Annotated in this window: 14 protein-coding genes and 2 tRNA genes; 7 read left to right on the forward strand and 9 right to left on the reverse strand. The window is 45.5% G+C overall.

Going from position 1 to position 16,811, the window contains the following annotated elements:
- Positions 1-252: 252 nt before the first annotated feature.
- Positions 253-2,451 carry an LVIVD repeat-containing protein gene (locus QUW60_RS02170; RefSeq protein ID WP_289558277.1) on the reverse strand — a complete coding sequence of 733 codons (2,199 nt, stop codon included), beginning with the start codon at positions 2,449-2,451 and terminating at the stop codon, positions 253-255.
- 461 nt (positions 2,452-2,912) lie between these two features.
- On the opposite strand from QUW60_RS02170, the gene QUW60_RS02175 reads away from it, so the two are divergent.
- Genes QUW60_RS02175 through QUW60_RS02205 form a run of 7 tightly spaced genes read left to right on the forward strand, consistent with a single transcriptional unit; the run spans position 2,913 to position 9,536 of the window.
- Complete coding sequence (locus QUW60_RS02175) at positions 2,913-3,206, forward strand: hypothetical protein (protein WP_289558278.1); 294 nt, start codon at positions 2,913-2,915, stop codon at positions 3,204-3,206.
- Positions 3,190-3,582, forward strand: coding sequence for a hypothetical protein (locus QUW60_RS02180; protein WP_195204745.1), 393 nt, complete (start codon positions 3,190-3,192; stop codon positions 3,580-3,582). The genes QUW60_RS02175 and QUW60_RS02180 overlap by 17 nt, the downstream gene beginning before the upstream one ends.
- An 18-nt stretch (positions 3,583-3,600) precedes the next feature.
- Complete coding sequence (locus QUW60_RS02185) at positions 3,601-4,014, forward strand: structural protein P5 (protein ID WP_289558279.1); 414 nt, start codon at positions 3,601-3,603, stop codon at positions 4,012-4,014.
- Positions 4,011-4,481, forward strand: a complete 471-nt coding sequence (locus QUW60_RS02190) for a hypothetical protein (RefSeq protein ID WP_289558280.1) — start codon at positions 4,011-4,013, stop codon at positions 4,479-4,481. Before QUW60_RS02185 ends, QUW60_RS02190 begins: the two co-directional genes overlap by 4 nt.
- A gap of 1 nt (position 4,482) precedes the next feature.
- Positions 4,483-7,803, forward strand: coding sequence for a phage tail tape measure protein (locus QUW60_RS02195; RefSeq protein ID WP_289558281.1), 3,321 nt, complete (start codon positions 4,483-4,485; stop codon positions 7,801-7,803).
- A complete protein-coding gene (locus QUW60_RS02200) occupies positions 7,800-8,000 on the forward strand; it encodes a hypothetical protein (RefSeq protein WP_289558282.1) in 201 nt (66 codons plus the stop codon). The genes QUW60_RS02195 and QUW60_RS02200 overlap by 4 nt, the downstream gene beginning before the upstream one ends.
- Before the next feature lie 51 nt (positions 8,001-8,051).
- Positions 8,052-9,536, forward strand: a complete 1,485-nt coding sequence (locus tag QUW60_RS02205) for a hypothetical protein (protein WP_289558283.1) — start codon at positions 8,052-8,054, stop codon at positions 9,534-9,536.
- A gap of 56 nt (positions 9,537-9,592) precedes the next feature.
- Here the strand turns inward: QUW60_RS02205 and QUW60_RS02210 are convergent, their stop codons facing one another.
- The 8 genes from QUW60_RS02210 to QUW60_RS02245 form a co-directional block, all read right to left on the reverse strand.
- Positions 9,593-10,759 carry a tyrosine-type recombinase/integrase gene (locus QUW60_RS02210; protein WP_195204750.1) on the reverse strand — a complete coding sequence of 389 codons (1,167 nt, stop codon included), beginning with the start codon at positions 10,757-10,759 and terminating at the stop codon, positions 9,593-9,595.
- Between the two features lie 129 nt (positions 10,760-10,888).
- Positions 10,889-10,961: transfer RNA gene (locus tag QUW60_RS02215), tRNA-Trp, on the reverse strand.
- A 70-nt stretch (positions 10,962-11,031) separates the two neighbouring features.
- On the reverse strand, positions 11,032-11,640 hold the full coding sequence (locus QUW60_RS02220) for a uracil-DNA glycosylase family protein (RefSeq protein ID WP_289558284.1): 609 nt from the start codon (positions 11,638-11,640) through the stop codon (positions 11,032-11,034).
- Positions 11,637-12,260 carry a DUF8491 family protein gene (locus QUW60_RS02225; RefSeq protein WP_289558285.1) on the reverse strand — a complete coding sequence of 208 codons (624 nt, stop codon included), beginning with the start codon at positions 12,258-12,260 and terminating at the stop codon, positions 11,637-11,639. Before QUW60_RS02225 ends, QUW60_RS02220 begins: the two co-directional genes overlap by 4 nt.
- Before the next feature lie 85 nt (positions 12,261-12,345).
- Positions 12,346-12,984, reverse strand: a complete 639-nt coding sequence (locus tag QUW60_RS02230) for an AlbA family DNA-binding domain-containing protein (RefSeq protein WP_258338479.1) — start codon at positions 12,982-12,984, stop codon at positions 12,346-12,348.
- A gap of 9 nt (positions 12,985-12,993) precedes the next feature.
- Positions 12,994-14,289: an L-cysteine desulfidase family protein gene (locus tag QUW60_RS02235; protein ID WP_289558286.1), complete on the reverse strand. Its 1,296-nt coding sequence runs from the start codon at positions 14,287-14,289 to the stop codon at positions 12,994-12,996.
- A gap of 4 nt (positions 14,290-14,293) precedes the next feature.
- On the reverse strand, positions 14,294-16,291 hold the full coding sequence (locus QUW60_RS02240) for a protein-disulfide reductase DsbD family protein (RefSeq protein WP_289558287.1): 1,998 nt from the start codon (positions 16,289-16,291) through the stop codon (positions 14,294-14,296).
- Positions 16,292-16,709: 418 nt separating this feature from the next.
- Positions 16,710-16,781 (reverse strand) — tRNA-Arg (locus tag QUW60_RS02245).
- Between the last annotated feature and the right edge of the window lie 30 nt (positions 16,782-16,811).

A 16,811-nucleotide genomic window follows, 5' to 3' on the forward strand; every position in this document is an offset into this window, starting at 1 on the left:
GAAATAGGTAATGCGTAAGAATTTGATTGAAGATTAGTAGAATAACTCGGTAAGTTTATATAATAGTACAACACCGCTACCAGACAAAACAGGTAGCGGGGTTTATTTAAAGTTACAGGGTTATACTACTATGTTTCCGCTATTGATTGGTGAAGAGCTTCGGTAGCATTTGTATTGCCCCAAAGTTGTACTGCCGTCTTCTGCTGCTTGCATAGGAACATCGAAGCCCGAAGAAGTGACCTTGTTTATCGTCTAATAATTCACATTACCCAATCCATATATCTGCATACCGTTGCTGCTCCCATAGATGTTTACTTGAAAAAACCTTCCATCTTTTGTCGCATAAACTGGTTGCACTGTGTTTCCTTTTCCTGCCAGCTGATAACACGACTGGAATACGGGAACGTCGTTTATCAATCGGAATATGGCAGTACCGGCCTCTGCATAATTGACGGCGATGAAATCTCCGCACTTGGTTATTCTGGTAGGGGCAGGGTCACCTTCTCTTGTGATGCTTGGGTAGAACTTGTCATAAGGAATACTGGCGATGGTAAATAGCTCCGGGTTATGAAGATAGTCTATTTCCCCGGAATATTTTGCCAAATCCGATATGTCAAACCTTACAACACTCCGATTCAATGGATGGTGCATGAATCTATATGCAAGTGCTGCTCCGCACGGTATATACAGGTAAGGGTATTCGACCAAAACGTCCATGGTTTGCGCCCTCTTGTTCCACGGAATAAGAGTGATTTGCCCAATCAAAGACGGAGAAGACACATCGGTAACATCCCAGATTGACACACCGGAAGTCCATCCGGCAAAGAAGGCATAATACTTGTCACCGACATTCAGGAAGTCCACGCTCTGATATTCCCTGTAGTCTATATCCATCGGTCTTGTATCATACGTCTGCCTGAATGCCAGCTTTGGGTTTTCCGGGTCTGTTTTTATATCATATATGTCCCAGAAGTTTTGGTTTTCTGGGACGAACAGGTAACCTCTCTTGTCTATTGCACACATACAAGGCGACTGTCCCCACGCATAGTTGCCGTTCTGCAAGTACCACGTTTCTTCATCACAGACATTTATCTGATTGACAATTGTGAAGTCTGACTTCCTTATGACAGTAAGATAGCTCGGACTTGTTGTCTGCCCCTCATTCCTGTCAACCGCATACAGATAGTCATTGGTCACAGCACACCCCGTACATACATGACCAGGGGTTTCGTTGACGGTCAGATTCCCGACAACAGACGGGTGTCTGACATCGCTTACATCCACCTTGTAGAGCGTTCCCGAATAGGCGCAGATGTACAATATATCCTCATCCTCATCGAATGCCACATTCCTTCCCTTGACCGTAATTCCGTCTTTGTCGGTCAGTTCAGACATCTTTGTTAAAATCAACGGGTTATCTATAATCTGCTTGGGCACAAGCTCCTCTATCTGCAAATACAGATATGCGGAGTTGTCAGTTGTTATGACATTCCCATTGTCTGCTGATACGGAAATATCGCCCAATTCCATCACGCTTTCAGCGTCCTTGGGAATATAGATTGTCGCCCCGTCTACAAGTCCGGCAACCTTGTTCGACAGGTATATTTCCGGCTCTTCCTCTCCGGTATGCCAGACTTTCTCTTCAACTCTCTGTATGTAGTAATACTTGCCGTTATATATCTCTACACTGTCAGAGATATATAACGCACCTTCGTCATCTGAATATGTGAAGTCGCTTACCTCCGTGTTCTTATCAGAAGTGAATCTTATGCTTCTGATTGGATTTTCATTCGTTATGGCCTTGCCTTCGCCGCCAATTGTCAGATTAAAGGAGGTCGGGAAGGTTATGAGGTTGTCAGTCCCAGACTCTTCTATCTGCGGCTTGGAGAAGATTGAAATCTTTGGCAGCTCATTGGACACAGCCCCCTCTACATTTACAGAAGAACCGAACAGGGTTCTCTTTTCGACCGATGAGTTACCGACGGTTGCACTGCCGATGCTGTAGCTGTTAAAGACATTATTTACATTTGTTATGTTTGTAACGGTCTCACCGCCAGCCTGAATTTCAATGTTTCCTTCGCCTAAAAGGTCCTGTCCGTTGACCGTCTTTATGTTGGTACCGCTAACGAGCTTGTCCTGAATTTCAATGTTTCCTTCGCCTAAAAGGTCCTGTCCGTTGATCGTCTTTATGTTGGTACCGCTAACGAGCTTGTCCTGCTTCCTTAACTCGCTCTGCACAACAGGGGATGCGTTCAGGTCAAATGCGGCGTCTGAAAGAGTATAAGATATGTTGTCATTGGTTCCACTGGCGATGGCAGACCAGTTCAGCATGATATATACTTCTGCAACTAATAAATCGCCTTCAAAATGCCTTCTATAAACGAATGTATCTTTTTCCTTATCTTCTTCGTTGAAAGAGTAACTGAAGATTAATATTTCAGATTCTTCCATCGTTGCACGGATTGTAAATTGCCACCCCCCGTTATAGTTCCTTTTTATGCCTCTTATAAGAAAATCGGTGATATTTTCATTGTGATTTACAATGTACAACTCCCTGATGAAATTTCCGTAGCCGTTTTTTGAAGACAGGTATACGGAACCTCCTAATTCAGTAAGTTTTCCAGCCCCCACCTGCTCAAAACTACCAACCGCCCAGAAACCTCCGCTGAACTCCCATTTCTCTGTATCTCCGGATTCGTTCAGGAAGCTGACGGTCAGTCCGGAAGTCCTAAGTTCTGCCGGAACTTGCGCAATTCCATAAGATCAAGGTATTATGTTGTGTATTTAAGATGCGGTAGAATATAAGTAGAAACAAGGCTACTAGCTAGTTATTTCTACCCATATTCTACTTCACTATGTCTTTTTACCCTACTCCATGACTTCATACTTTTGAGTAACAAACAATCAAAAGTATGACAAATTTATCCAATCTGTTTGAGTGGCTGAAGATTAGTAACCGCCCAAAACACCTCAAAGCAGGTATCATTATTTTTATCATCTGGATTGGCTCAGTCCTTCTTCTTACCACCATGACTATCCTACAAGCTACATTGACTGGTACAATATGCGTATTTGTAGCTATGTGTGCAGTAGAATATATTCAAAAAAGCATTGGTGGAGAATGGGACTGGCTAGACATTTTGGCCGGAGTACTTCTTCCTGTAATTGCGGTTCTGATTATTTTCCTGTATGGAGTTTTTAAATGATATCGTCAATACAATCAGTAGTATCCTTTCTTCAATTTTCCTCCCACTAATAGGAGTATTCATGTTTCACGACGCACGGCGTAGAAAAGAGGAAGCAACAGCTCAAAAGGAAGAAGCAATTGCTCGTAAAGCCGAAACGGACAACATTACCAGTTATGCTGCAGAATGGAAAGAACTTTATGAAAAAAAAGAAGCTAAAGTACAAGAGCAGGACAAAAAGATAGACCAGCTTTATGCGGAAAAGAATGAAGACCGCCTACGAATTCGTGAGCTCATGGAGAAAAATACAACATTGGAGTTAGAGAATCAAAAGCTGATTGTAAAAAGGTGTGACGTAAGAGGATGCGGTAAAAGACAACCGCCCAATGATTATTAACTATAAAAGCAAGTTTTTATGACAACACAACCACGAGGCCTGCGCAATAACAACCCAGGCAACATCCGCAACTCAGATGCGACAGACTGGCAGGGAGAGATTCCTGCATCTAAAAAACAAGACAACACCTTCGAAGAATTCGAAGACATAGCACATGGTTACCGGGCATTAATCAAGCTGCTGCAGAACTACCGCCGGAAATACGGATGCCAGACGATTGCAGACTTCATCAGCCGATGGGCACCCAGAACCGAGAACAACACATCAGGCTACATTTCACGCGTATGCCAGGAGATGCAGGTACCAACAACCTACGTCCCGAACGTGGAGGACAAAACGACCATGTGTGCCTTTGCAGCTGCCATTTCTCAGGTAGAGAATGGAGTTCCGGCTGTAATGGCAGATGTAGAAAAAGGATGGGCATTGTTATGAGAGCTTTAATCATACTTTTTTTCTTCTTTGTGTGTGGTTCGGTGTTTCTCGGATGTAAATCCGGGAAGCACCTTACTTCAGACAGTCACACACAGATCATCGTGCATGACAAACTGGTGCCGGTATTCCGCCCGGCTGATTCCGCATCCATCCGGGCCTTGCTGGAATGCGACTCGAACGGTCGCGTCGTCCTTTCCTGGTTAGACATGGCACAGTCCGAAAACGCACGCCTACGGTTCAAACTTGATTCCATGGGCAACCTGATGACAGACTTCAAGGTACCTTCAGATACGGTATTCATTCCAGGAAAAGACAGTACAATCATTCAAAAATCAGTGCAGACGATAGAAGTAGAAAGAAGGCTTACCCCATGGCAGAAGTTCTGCATGGTATTCACTATCGTAGTGATTATTCTCTTTGTGCTGTTTGCAGTGTACAAAATTCGTGTAATCTTAAACAAGAAATAATATGGCTATAGACCAGGTAGCAACCGTCGAGGTCCGCGTAAACGGTGAAGAAGCAAAGCAGGAACTCAAGAATCTGGAAACGATTGCGTCCGGATTAAAAAAGGAGCTGGCAGATGCTTACCAGGCCGGTGATACATCTAAAATCAAGCAGGTCACTTCCGAGCTTCGGAAAACGGAAGCCCAGATTAAGACGCTGAAGAAAGATACCACGGCGCTTACCGAGGTAATGAATAACCTCGACAAAGCCACGCCTAAAGAACTTCGTGCTACCCTGACAGCCATCAACCGACAACTGAACAGCGGGCATATTAAGCGAGGTTCTGCAGAGTGGAAATACTACCAGCAGCAGGCTAAACTGGTGACGGCCGAACTTCAGAAGATAAAGACTGAAGTACAGGAGACAGAAGGATGGTTGTCCCGCTTCAACAACGGTTTTGCTAAATGGGGCGGCCTGTTGGCGACGGGTGCAGCCACCATCACGGGCGTGTCTATGGCCCTGAATACCCTTCGCAACAACCGCGATTCAAAGGAATCCTCCCAGGCAGAGCTGAAGGCTTTGACCGGCCTGGATGATGAATCTATCCAGTGGCTTACAAAACAGGCCGAGCAACTGTCCACTACCATGGAAGAGTCCGGCCTGCGCATCCGTCAGTCATCCGACGAAATTCTTCAGGCATACATGCTCATCGGTTCCAAGAAACCGGAGCTTCTGAAGGACAAGGAAGCCCTGAACGCCGTCACTATAGAAGCCATGAGACTGGCTGCAGCGGCCAAAATCGACCTGAAGGATGCCGTAACGGCCACTACAGTATCACTTAATATGTACGGAGAATCAGCCGACCAGGCAGCCCGCTATGTGAATGTGCTGGCCGCCGGATCCAAAGAAGGTGCAGCCGATGTTTCCGCCCAGGCAGCATCCATCAAGAATGCGGGTGTAGCCGCCTCCGGTGCCGGGGTGAGCATCGAGCAATTGCAGGGTACCATCCAGATGCTGGCAGAAAAAGGACTGGAGGCAGAACCGGCCGGTACCGCACTCCGTAAGTTCTTCCTGGTACTGCAGACCGGACCGGATGAAACCAACCCAAAGATAGTGGGCTTGCAAACCGCACTCGAGAACCTGAACAAAAAGTCACTGTCTGCCGCACAGATCCAAACTATGTTTGGTGAAGAAGCCTACTCAGCTGCCACCATCCTGATAGACAATGCGGATAAAGTACGCCAATACACAGAAGCCGTCACGGATACCAACATCGCCATGGAACAGGCCGCCATTAACTCCGACACCAACGAGGCGAAGATGGCGCAGTACCGAAACAGCATCAAGGAGGCCGGCATCGAACTGATGGAGCGGCTTAACCCGTCGTTGTCCCTGCTTACCGGCTGGACGACAAAAATCATCGTGGCCCTCCCTACCCTGATTGACTGGTGCATCAAATATAAGGCGGTACTGATAGCATCCGGTTCCGCACTGGCCGCATATAATATTGCGGTCAATGCCGCCACCATCTACACCAAAGCGTATAACCTGGTAGTCAAGGTCGCAACCGTATCGACCAATGGATTTAATAAAGTACTGAAGCTGAATCCGGTCGGACTGGTTCTTGCCGGACTAACCGCCCTTGTAACATACATATCCACTAAGCTCATCCCCAATACAGACGCAGCTACAGAAGCACAGCGAAAGTACAACGAAGAATTACAGCGTACTCAGGATGAACTAGAGAAGTATAAAAGCATCGAGGATAGGTACAAAAATATCGATGCCCTGAATGGCCGTCAGCGTCAGCAACTAAAATCGGATGCAGAATCCGAACTGGCTATCATCGAAGATAAGTTATCAAAAGAAGTGATAGCTTACCGCAAGTATTATGATGAACAAAAGAAGATTATCGAAGCCCGTACCGATATAGACGAATCACAGCGTAAAGCCTTGCTTCACTCTCTGGACAACCAGGCAGAAGAAAAATCTGAGTCCTTGCTGGAACTGGACAGACGGCAAAAGGAGCTGAAGAAAATAATCAGCTCCATACCAGAGGATAAAAATACGAATATCACCACAACCATTACAACCAACGAAAAGACAGTCAAAGCAACCAAAGAAAATCCCCAGGTAACCGCAGAAAACAAGCGTTATTACGATGAACTGGCCGATTTGAAACGCACCTATCTGGCCAGCGATGAGATGACACAGCAGGAATACACCCGTTTCATGGAAGACCTGGAGATGCGTCACCTTGAGAACATGATGGCCATCGCCGGACTGGAACCGGAGAAACGCCAGCAGATTGAACAGAAGATTCTCGAAGCACAAATCAAGTTTAAAGAACAATGTGCTCAGCTAGACGAACAAGAGGCACAACAGAAATCTGAAGAAGCCTTTACCCAGATGGAGAAGCAATATCAAATGGAAGTCCAAGATGCAACACAGCGACATTATACAGGCCTGTCATCCGAACAGGAATATCGGCAACAGTTGCTTGATATTCAAAATTCGTATTATGACCAAGTGCTTTCCTCTACAGAAATATCTGAAGAACTTAAAAACCAAATAAAAGACCAAAAAGAAAAACAGAGTCTAAAACAAACCCAACAAAACTACGATGAATATAAAGCCAAAGTCAAACAACAAGTTTCATTTGCTCAAGATATTGGAAAGCAGTTTGGTGAAACATTCGCTGAAATGTTAACTGATTCAGAAACCTCTTTAGGTGATTTTCTGAAAGCAACAGTCGTTTTAATTCTTGACACACTAGAAAAAACGATGATGGTATACATTGCTGAATCCACTATGTCATCTATAGCAAAAAACGGACTTTTAGTAGGACTTGCAACAGCAGCAGCTAAAACAGCTTTGATTACTGCGGCCTTCGAAACTGCTAAAGCTGCAATAAATGGCTTTGAAGAAGGTGGCTACACCGGCTCCGGAAGACATGACGAACCCAAAGGAATAGTCCATGCCGGAGAGTTCGTGGCCAACCGTTACGCCGTCCAGAATCCAGTCATCCGTCCGGTTCTTGACCTGATAGACCAGGCACAGCGAAACAATACCATCGGCAGCCTGACTGCAAAAGACGTATCAGCCGTATTATCACCTACCAATAGGATGACAACAAACAACTACTATCAGACTGCCGAATCATCCAGCCAGGAATCAACGGCAGTCATGCTGCAAAATATGAAATGCATGGAGAAACTTCTCAAAAGATTAAACGAACCGATATTTACCTATACAAAAGCGACTGGTAAAATGGGCGTGAATGAAGCGCAACAGTTAGTAGAAAAAATGAAAAACAATGTTTCACGGAAACGCAGCAGGTCATGACACGATTATTTATTGATGGAAAAGAAGTGGCACTACAGGATGGATTTGAGCTTGATTTTTATACGCAGAATCCATTCTTTACACGCAATGGTGACTACACGTATGATTTGGATATTGATTTGAATCATCCTCATAATAGAAGAATATATCAATCCTTAAACCGCTCTGATATTACCCAACGGCCTGAGAATCGTTAGGCCATATTAATCTGTGGAGCGATAAATATCATACGTGGAACTGAAATTATATTGTCAGTAGAAGACAACATTGCTAAAATTCAGATTGTGGCTGGAAACTCCGAGCTGAACTATCTTTCAGGCAGCGATAAAAGATTGCGTGAACTGGACTTTGGTACCTGTGACACCAGTCTGGAGACAGCATACACCAGCTTAAACCAGGCTTTTCCAGACATGAATTTTGTTTGCACTCCTATTTTTACCAATTATGATACAAGCGGCAATTTAAGATACTTTGATAATCAGATGAATATCACAACTGGTGGAGCCAGCTTTATTCAAGGGACTTACATCTCACCACAGCCTTATTTGCTTTTTTATGTAGAAGAGCTAGTGAAAATATTGGGTTATAAACTACAAAAGAACACATTAAGAGAAAATAAGAGATGGTGCCGGCTCTTTATGGTGAATGGCTACAGAACCACCTCGTTCGCAAAGATGCTACCAGACTGGAGTGTAGACGAATTTCTAGATGAGATTGAGAAATTCTTCAACTGTATCTTTCTCGTAAATCAGACAGATAAAACTGTTCAGATTATCAGCATTAATAGTTTTTACGAAAATTCTCAGACTATATGCCTCGAAGATATAAAAGATGAAGATATCATTAAAAAGTATGATGCAGACGAAGAATTATCTGTTGACTATGACAATGTAGAATTTGATTTTCCTGACATAGAAGATTACAAATACAGCTGCATCAATCCTGAAGTTTTATCACTTTGTACAACAAAGACCTATAACCGATTTCTCGATGTATGGCCTATGCTGGATTCTGAGTTCGACAAACGATACATTTACCATACCAAAGACTTTAACTTGGATTTTGTTGGAGTCGAAATAAACGGATTCCACCGACAGCGGATAGTGAATCGTTTTTCTGCAGTAAAAAACAATTCAGACGGTGATATAACATCATTAAAAATAATTCCGGCTGAGATTTATGCTGGTGTTTCCGGCGTTTCAGACGAAAGTTTTACCAATGGAGCTTTTACTGCTGCTTATGCCCGCAACAATAATGCGGTAGACGAAACTTCAAATGAAACAGGACTGAACGAGTTAATAAAAGAAGGGATACCAGAAGAAGAAGCTCCAGACAAAATTTATGTGGCACTATATATGGGATACCAAGGCTTGTTTGTAGGAGCAGGTGAACCAACCGCACAATACAAGGACTATAAACTGCCTATGTCTGCAACAGATACATATTACTATATCAATACTGATAATTTCAATTACTTGCTAAAATTCCAAGATGAAGAACTTACCTTACAGCTTTCTGGAAACCAAGGATTATACGAAACATTCTATAAAAATAATTTAAAGATAGATACCCGAACTGAATACCAGTTCTGCTTTCTTGCAAAACAAATATATGACCCCAAATCCATTTTCTTAATCCGAAATAAACGATACTTTTGTAAAGAGTTACATTACATAGTCGAAATGAATGGATTAAATGATGTAGTTGAAGGAACTTTCTATCTAATAGAGTAATATTCTGTTTAAACTTAATACGGGGTGTCCTGCTGGGAAGCACGACATCTCTATTTTTAAAAGTTCCCCTCAAAATGTTTAGTCTCCTCATGCACCGTCATATCCGCCCCTTTCAGGTACTTGTTGGTTGTAGAAATATCCGCATGACGCGCTTGATCACGGGCTATGACGATTCCTTCAGCATTAGCCAAATCACGGATACCGGTATCCTTCAGAGAGTAGAACTGGTAGCTGTCCGGAAACTTCAGCTTTGCTCTGACCTTATTGAAGTAGTTCCTGTACACACGGGTGGTCACCTTCTCACGTGAGGGCTTGAAGCCCTTACCAAACAGATAATAATCATTGGGAGAATTAAAGACGCCCAGGTCAAGCATTGACTTAATCAGTGCATCATTCAGTCCGACCATGCCATCCTTCCGGTTCTTGCTGATACTGGAGCCGATAAATACTTTCTGTTCCTTCAGGTTGATGTCAGCCAATCGGATATTGGAGATTTCATCCGGACGGATAAAGGTGTAATAAGCAAACTGACACAAGAACAGGAAATGTGGGTTCTCTTTCTGGAGATACTTCTTGAGCTTCTGAATATCCGGAACCGTCAGGGCAGAACGTTTCTTCTCTTCTTCTGCTAGCTGTCGAATCTTCTCAACCGGATTATGAGTCAGGTATTGCTTTTCCATCATCCAGTTACAGAGTGAAGACAACCAGGTACGGTAGTTATTCCGGGTTCTGGCCGATGAATCCCGGTCAAGCAGCACGTAGTCCAAGAAGTCAGAGATGAAAGACTGGTCAATCTGATACGCATACACGATGGCCGGAATATGTTTGGCTGTATACTCCTCAAATACCCGCAGGCGCTTCTCATAATCCTTCAGGGTATTCTCCTTAATGGTGCCAGCTGCATACAGTTTGCCCAGATATATATGATACCTTTGGATAATATCTATATACGGGGTGTATTGCCTGGAGTTCTCCACATTAGCCCAGGGATTCCATCCGGAACGGAGCTTTACATTAAGATTGGTGATGATTTCATTTGCCCGACGGCGGCGGTCGGTCAGCTTGGGTATTCCATCCAGCATATACTTTTTCCGCTTCATTTTCTGTTCCAGCGGATCGTATGCCGTGAAGTCAATATACCATGTTTTACCAGTATGTAACTTGGGTTCTGTGTACGAAATAACACTCTGAATCGATGCGTTTTTTCTAAGTGATGAACACATTTTTTTCTACGTTTTTCGAATTCGAAAACGCAGTACGGTTTGACATCATGAAAATTAGTTGTCCGAAATTTGTCCGACCTATAAACGGACAAAAGCTGCAACTTATTCAGTTACAGCTTTTTATCTCGGCACGGGAAGAGAGGCTCGAACTCCCGACACTCGGTTTTGGAGACCGATGCTCTACCAACTGAGCTATTCCCGTGTTTGCGAGTGCAAAAGTAGCATATTTTTTGATAACTGCAAACCTTCTGCCGCATTATTTTACACAAAAATCAAATCATCCCCAGTTCATGAAACATAACCCGGTAAACCTCAGCCTTTTTCTCCAGCTTCAAAGGATAAGCGCGGCTTGAAGAAGGCATCCGGTAAAGAGTCATTCTCTTCCCTGCAAAATCAAACTCGCTCTTCTCTCCCACCGGAGGTTCGGATGCGCCCGTCTGCTGGCAAAACACATCCGTAGCTTTCTGGCCGGTAGTCACCACCGCCTTGCAACACGGAATGGAACGCAACAGCGCACCGATATCTGTAGGCTCCACCACTTCCAGAAACTTGTCGGAAGCGTTATCTTGAAGGCGGCGGACCACTGAAGCCGTATCATAAAGAGCCACTCCTTTTTCTTGAAGAAACGAACTGATACGCTCGCGGTCAAAAGCCTTCTTCCCGGGAAGAAGAAAATGGTCTTTGTCGCCAAAGAAAATCAGTCCGAATATGCGCCACATGTCATTCTGAAGATTCGGATAGAAGAAGTCCATGCTCCAACGCTTTTTCTGCGGAGGAAAGCTGCCAAGCATCAAGAGAAGCGCACCTGCAGGCAAAAAAGGCTCCAGCGGGTGCGCTTCTGTCCCTGTCGGCGGGAACAAACCGGATGTTTCCTGAGTCATGACTTGGGTTTGGGTTCTTTTTTAGCCAGCATCACAATGTTGTAGACATATTCTGTAATCCAACTCTCAGAATAATGCAGAGCGTGCTGGTACTGACGGATATTTCCGCAAGTCTTGCGCACACCGTCATCCTTCCAGTTTGTTTTGGTAAATATGTCATGCACAGTCTTTTCCGTCATGCTCCACATGGTCTTCTTAAAGAAGCCCGGGATACGGAACTTCCATTGCATCAGGTTGCCGACAACCATTATCAAATCCTGGCTGAAGCCCTGAAACATGAACAAGTAAGTCTTGATGTCATTCATCGTCTTGCAGTTCTTCTTCACGGAATTGTCTATTTCCTTAAAGAAAGACTCGCTGAGGCCGTAGATTTCCATCAGCATCTTGCGGCAACGCGCCTTTTCAGCGACGCCAAGCTTGTTGTTCTGCGTAGGGACTTTCAATGTCCGCTTAAATACCGCCATATCAGGCAAAAGATTTATATTGCTGATTCCCAGCTGAGAAGCAATCACAGCCTGATAATACACACGGATCAGCGTCATGAAGTCTTCCATTCCACCCACGCGCGCACCTTCTGTATCTGTTTGCTTTTTTCCGAAAAGTTTTGAAAATATAGACATATACGTAGTTATTTATTGTTTCTGTATACTAACCGCTTGCAAAGATAAAAAATATCACCGGAATAAACGGAAAAAAATCACCTTTTCAAAGCAAGCTGTAATAGAACACATGATTTTTAAAAGTTTGCTCCACGAGCTCAAAACGGATAAAATCGGCCAGAAGTCCGCAAACCTGTTTCCTCGGCATTCCCGAAAGGCGGGCACATTGGTTCAGCGTCAGCTCTCCCTTCTTCCCCAGCAGATCCAGCAGACACCGCTCACGGTCAGTATAGGCCATAACCGACCGTTCTTTCACGCCCTCCTTCCAAACCGACAGATGGACAGGAGAAGCCAGAATATTCTCGTCGGCAATCCGGACATAAGCCCACGGCCTGTTGTTTTCGTCAAGAGCATATACCGGTTTGGCTCCGCTTTCAGAGATGACAACTTCCAGCACATCCTTTCCGTCCACATTGTACACATGATTCTCAAGCATCAGCGGCGGCCTGCAATAAACCGAAGCCGCAGCCTCAACCATATAGATTTCTTCTTCAGAGCGCACACCGGCAATCTTTCCGTTGTCTTTCACCCCAACAAGCAGGCGGCCGCCTTCCGTGTTGGCAAAGGCAGACAGACTTTTTGCAATCTTCCTTATGTCCGAAATGGCAAATTTAAAATCCTGATGTATATGTTCTCCCTCAGCAACCAGCTTCCGAATATAATCAGCATCTGTCATCGGTTTCATAAAGGAGAATCAGTCACAATGTTTATGCGTCATGATATCCAGCACCATCTTGTCTGTTTCATTCATGCCTTTCGAGCCAATCTGGGTCAAATTGCGGATACTCAAATCAACGTCATTTTCAATAATTCCTTCTACGGAACTTACACACTTTCCTTCCATTGCGAGTATCGCCGAGAATACAGCCGTAGCCACTCCGCTGGTCACCTTCAGCGCACAGCTCGGCTTGGCCCCGTCGCAAATCATTCCGGTCAGATTGGCTATCATGTTCTGAACAGCATCTGCCACCTGATCGTAGCCTCCACCCATGAGATAGGTGATGCCGCAACTGCTTCCTGTCGCAGCAACCACACATCCGCACAAGGCAGACAGCTTGCCCAGATTCTGTTTGATATAGATAGCGGTCAGGTGGCTAAGCGTAAGCGCCCGAATCAATTCCTCTTCCGACTTGCAGTTATCTTCCGCATAAACCACCACCGGAAGCGTTGCAGCGATGCCCTGATTGCCGCTGCCGGAATTGCTCATCACCGGAATCATGGCACCGGCCATACGTGCATCACAGGCGGCTGACGTATACGAAAGGATATGAGTGAAGGTATTATTTCCCAGAACATCCTGTTCGCTGGGACTATAGCGCAGCGTTTTTCCCAATTCATGCCCATAACTTCCGTTGAACGAACGCTCGGCAGCAGCCTTGTTGAGATTCCTGGCTTCAAGTATAAAACGAATTTCCTCAAGCGGAGCAGTCGTTGCAAAGTCAAAGACCTTGCGCATATTCAGATCCACTTCGCCCACTTCCGCTTCACGCTTGCAAGCCGGCCTCGTGTCGAGCAGAACTTCTCCATTCTTTTCCAAATAAACAAAATTCGTGTGCCCTCCGCTGATGACAGCAGTCACTGACCCGCTTTCACCTTTACAGACCACCTCAATATAAAGCTTTTCCTCAATATTCTCCTTCAAAGAGATATGGACGGCATTCGAAGCAATCAATTCCTTGCCTTTTTCCACGTCTTCCGGACCGGAATCTTTCAGCACTTCCAGCCCGTATGCAGACTTGCCGGCAATGGCACCCAAGGCTATGGCTATGGGCAGGCCAATCATATCCGTACCCGGGATTCCCACACCCATCGCATTCTTCAGGATATTGGCACTCAAACAGGCATCAATCTCTGTCGGACACGTTCCCAGCGTTTCGGTTGCCTTAGCTGTGCAAAGAGCCACCGCAACAGGCTCCGTACAGCCGATTGCGGGAACAACCTCCCTGTGTATCAGCGCTATGATCTGTTCTCTTTCGCTTTTTGGAATCATCACCTTACTTCTTATAGTTCTTCAATCCGGTTTCCAGGAAGTCCACATACCTGTCAATGTCTTCATCATACGAATAAGACTTGTTCAGCGGCATCCCTTCATTGTCGAGCAAAACATAAAACGGCTGGGCATTCGCTCCGAATTTGGAACGCTGCAAATAGCTCCATTTATCGCCCACGGTGCGAAGCGTGCGTTCCGTCCCGTTTTCTGTAACCTTGATCGGCTCGGGTAACTTGTCCTTTTCGTCCACATACAAAGTGATCAGCACATAATCTTCATTGAGCAACTTGCTCACCTTCGGATCCGTCCACACGGCAAGTTCCATTTTGCGGCAGTTCACGCAGCCATACCCTGTAAAGTCAATCATCACCGGCTTTCCCTGCTGGCGCGCATACTCCATTCCCGCCTCATAGTCGTAAAACTTAGCATGCACTTCATTCTTATACAAATTGAAATCCTGCGTCTGCATGGGAGGAGCAAAAGCACTCACGGCCTTTAGCGGAGCGCCCCAAAGCCCGGGCACCATATAAACGGCAAACGCCAGCGAAATCAATGCGAGGAAGAAGCGGGGCACGCTGACCTTTGTTTCGTCATCATCGTGCGGGAACTTGATTTTTCCCAGCAAATACAGTCCCAGCAAAGCGAAAATGACAATCCACAAAGCAAGGAATGTTTCGCGGTCGAGAATCCTCCAGCCGTAAGCCAAGTCGGCAACAGACAAGAACTTCAGCGCAAAGGCCAGTTCAAGGAAGCCAAGCACGACTTTGATGACATTCATCCAGCCTCCCGATTTCGGCATTGACTTCAGCCACGACGGGAAGAGTGCAAACAAAGTAAACGGCAGGGCAAGCGCAATGGCAAATCCAAGCATTCCAAGAGCAGGGGCTATCACGCTGTTCGTTGTTGACACTTCAACCAGAAGGAAACCGATGATCGGTCCTGTACAGGAGAATGAAACCAGCGACAAGGTAAATGCCATAAGGAATATGCTCAACAGGCCGGTAGTCTGTTCCGCCTTGCTGTCGACGGCATTGCTCCATTTCGAAGGCAGGGTGATTTCGAACGCCCCGAAAAACGATGCGGCAAACACGACCAGCATCAGGAAGAAAAAGATATTGAAAACCGCACTTGTCGACAAATCATTCAACGCGCTGGCCCCGAAGATCAGTGTAATGGCAAGTCCCAAGGCCACATAAATGACTACAATGGAAGCACCGTATGTGATGGCATCGCGAATGCCTTTCTTCTTGTCCTTCGTGCGTTTCAAAAAGAAGCTCACCGTCATCGGTATGATAGGCCACACGCAGGGAGTAAACAGAGCCAGAAGACCGCCTACAAACCCGGCAAAGAAAATATAAAGCCACGAATAAGATTCCTGACTCACCTGCTCGCCGTAACCGCGCAGTTCATTGATGACCGGTTTCCAGTAATCGTTCCCGGCATCCGGCCGGACAGCGGGAGTCAGCGGTATCAGGGGAATCTGAGCGGCAACCGCCGTATCTTTCTGCTCTTCCTCAGAAGCAGCAGGCACACTCCTGCCCTCCGCCTTCCCGGCAAACGAAAAGTCCACATTGGTAGGAGGCAGGCAGTTTTCATCGTTGCAGGCACCGAATTGCAGAAACCCCTTCACATCGTAAGCTCCGCCTTTCAGCTTGAGCTTCTGCGCAAAGACAGCCTTGCTTCCTTCAAAATACTTCACCTGCATTCCGAAAATAGGATCCATCTTTTCAACCACTTTCCCTCTCGGCTCAAGTTTCCCAGCAAGTTCGGCGCCCGAAATCTGGTCAAGATTGAAAGTGGCAGAGATAGGTCCTCCTTCCGGCAAATCGGTCGAGTAGACATGCCATCCGGCTTCTATCGTCCCGGTAAAGACTATTTCTGCCTCATTCTCCGAAAGCGCCTTCCATTCTGTCTTGAACTTTACAGGCTCCTGAATCTGGGCCACCATCTGCAGACAGCAAATGACCGCCAGAAAACAGCCAACAAATAACCTTCTTCCCATAATTATTTTCTATTTTTATTTCCAATTGATTTTTCAGACGCAAAGATACAACTTTTAGCAAGACCATAATGTCAAACCTCAATCTTTTATCACCGCTTCCAACAGGCAGAAACGAAGCGATGCCTGCCAGAAAACAAATTCTCCGCAGAAGCTAGACAAAAAACATGCGCTGAAGAAGCTATCTCCAGCCTGAAGACATGCATCTCCAAGTTAGAGATATGCATCTTTAGTCTAGAGATTTGTATCTCCAGGCTGGAGATACAGTTTTTTTGCGGAAAACCGCCATTTCCCGGAGCTTTCTGCCGCTTTCTCAGGATTCACACTTTTCATATTTCAATGGCCCGCCATAACCTCTGACCCCCCATTCCCCTTTGTCCTTTACAAATACAAAAAGCGAGGCTATAGACCTCGCTTTTTGTACGCCCGTGGGGAGTCGAACCCCAATCGAAGGAACCGGAATCCTTTATTCTATCCATTGAACTACGGGCGCAAAAGACATCTTTTTCAAATGCGGAACAAA

The sequence above is a fragment of the Bacteroides gallinaceum genome (genome assembly GCF_030373775.1).
GTDB classification, from domain to species: Bacteria; Bacteroidota; Bacteroidia; order Bacteroidales; family Bacteroidaceae; genus Phocaeicola; species Phocaeicola excrementipullorum.

Excerpts from the sequence above, each read along its gene's own strand:
- QUW60_RS02170 (WP_289558277.1), bottom strand. The coding sequence starts at position 2,451 with ATGGAAGAATCTGAAATATTAATCTTCAGTTACTCTTTCAACGAAGAA.
- QUW60_RS02175 (WP_289558278.1), top strand. The coding sequence starts at position 2,913 with ATGACAAATTTATCCAATCTGTTTGAGTGGCTGAAGATTAGTAACCGC.
- QUW60_RS02180 (WP_195204745.1), top strand. The coding sequence starts at position 3,190 with ATGGAGTTTTTAAATGATATCGTCAATACAATCAGTAGTATCCTTTCT.
- QUW60_RS02185 (WP_289558279.1), top strand. The coding sequence starts at position 3,601 with ATGACAACACAACCACGAGGCCTGCGCAATAACAACCCAGGCAACATC.
- QUW60_RS02190 (WP_289558280.1), top strand. The coding sequence starts at position 4,011 with ATGAGAGCTTTAATCATACTTTTTTTCTTCTTTGTGTGTGGTTCGGTG.
- QUW60_RS02195 (WP_289558281.1), top strand. The coding sequence starts at position 4,483 with ATGGCTATAGACCAGGTAGCAACCGTCGAGGTCCGCGTAAACGGTGAA.
- QUW60_RS02200 (WP_289558282.1), top strand. The coding sequence starts at position 7,800 with ATGACACGATTATTTATTGATGGAAAAGAAGTGGCACTACAGGATGGA.
- QUW60_RS02210 (WP_195204750.1), bottom strand. The coding sequence starts at position 10,759 with ATGTGTTCATCACTTAGAAAAAACGCATCGATTCAGAGTGTTATTTCG.
- QUW60_RS02220 (WP_289558284.1), bottom strand. The coding sequence starts at position 11,640 with ATGACTCAGGAAACATCCGGTTTGTTCCCGCCGACAGGGACAGAAGCG.
- QUW60_RS02225 (WP_289558285.1), bottom strand. The coding sequence starts at position 12,260 with ATGTCTATATTTTCAAAACTTTTCGGAAAAAAGCAAACAGATACAGAA.
- QUW60_RS02230 (WP_258338479.1), bottom strand. The coding sequence starts at position 12,984 with ATGAAACCGATGACAGATGCTGATTATATTCGGAAGCTGGTTGCTGAG.
- QUW60_RS02235 (WP_289558286.1), bottom strand. The coding sequence starts at position 14,289 with ATGATTCCAAAAAGCGAAAGAGAACAGATCATAGCGCTGATACACAGG.
- QUW60_RS02240 (WP_289558287.1), bottom strand. The coding sequence starts at position 16,291 with ATGGGAAGAAGGTTATTTGTTGGCTGTTTTCTGGCGGTCATTTGCTGT.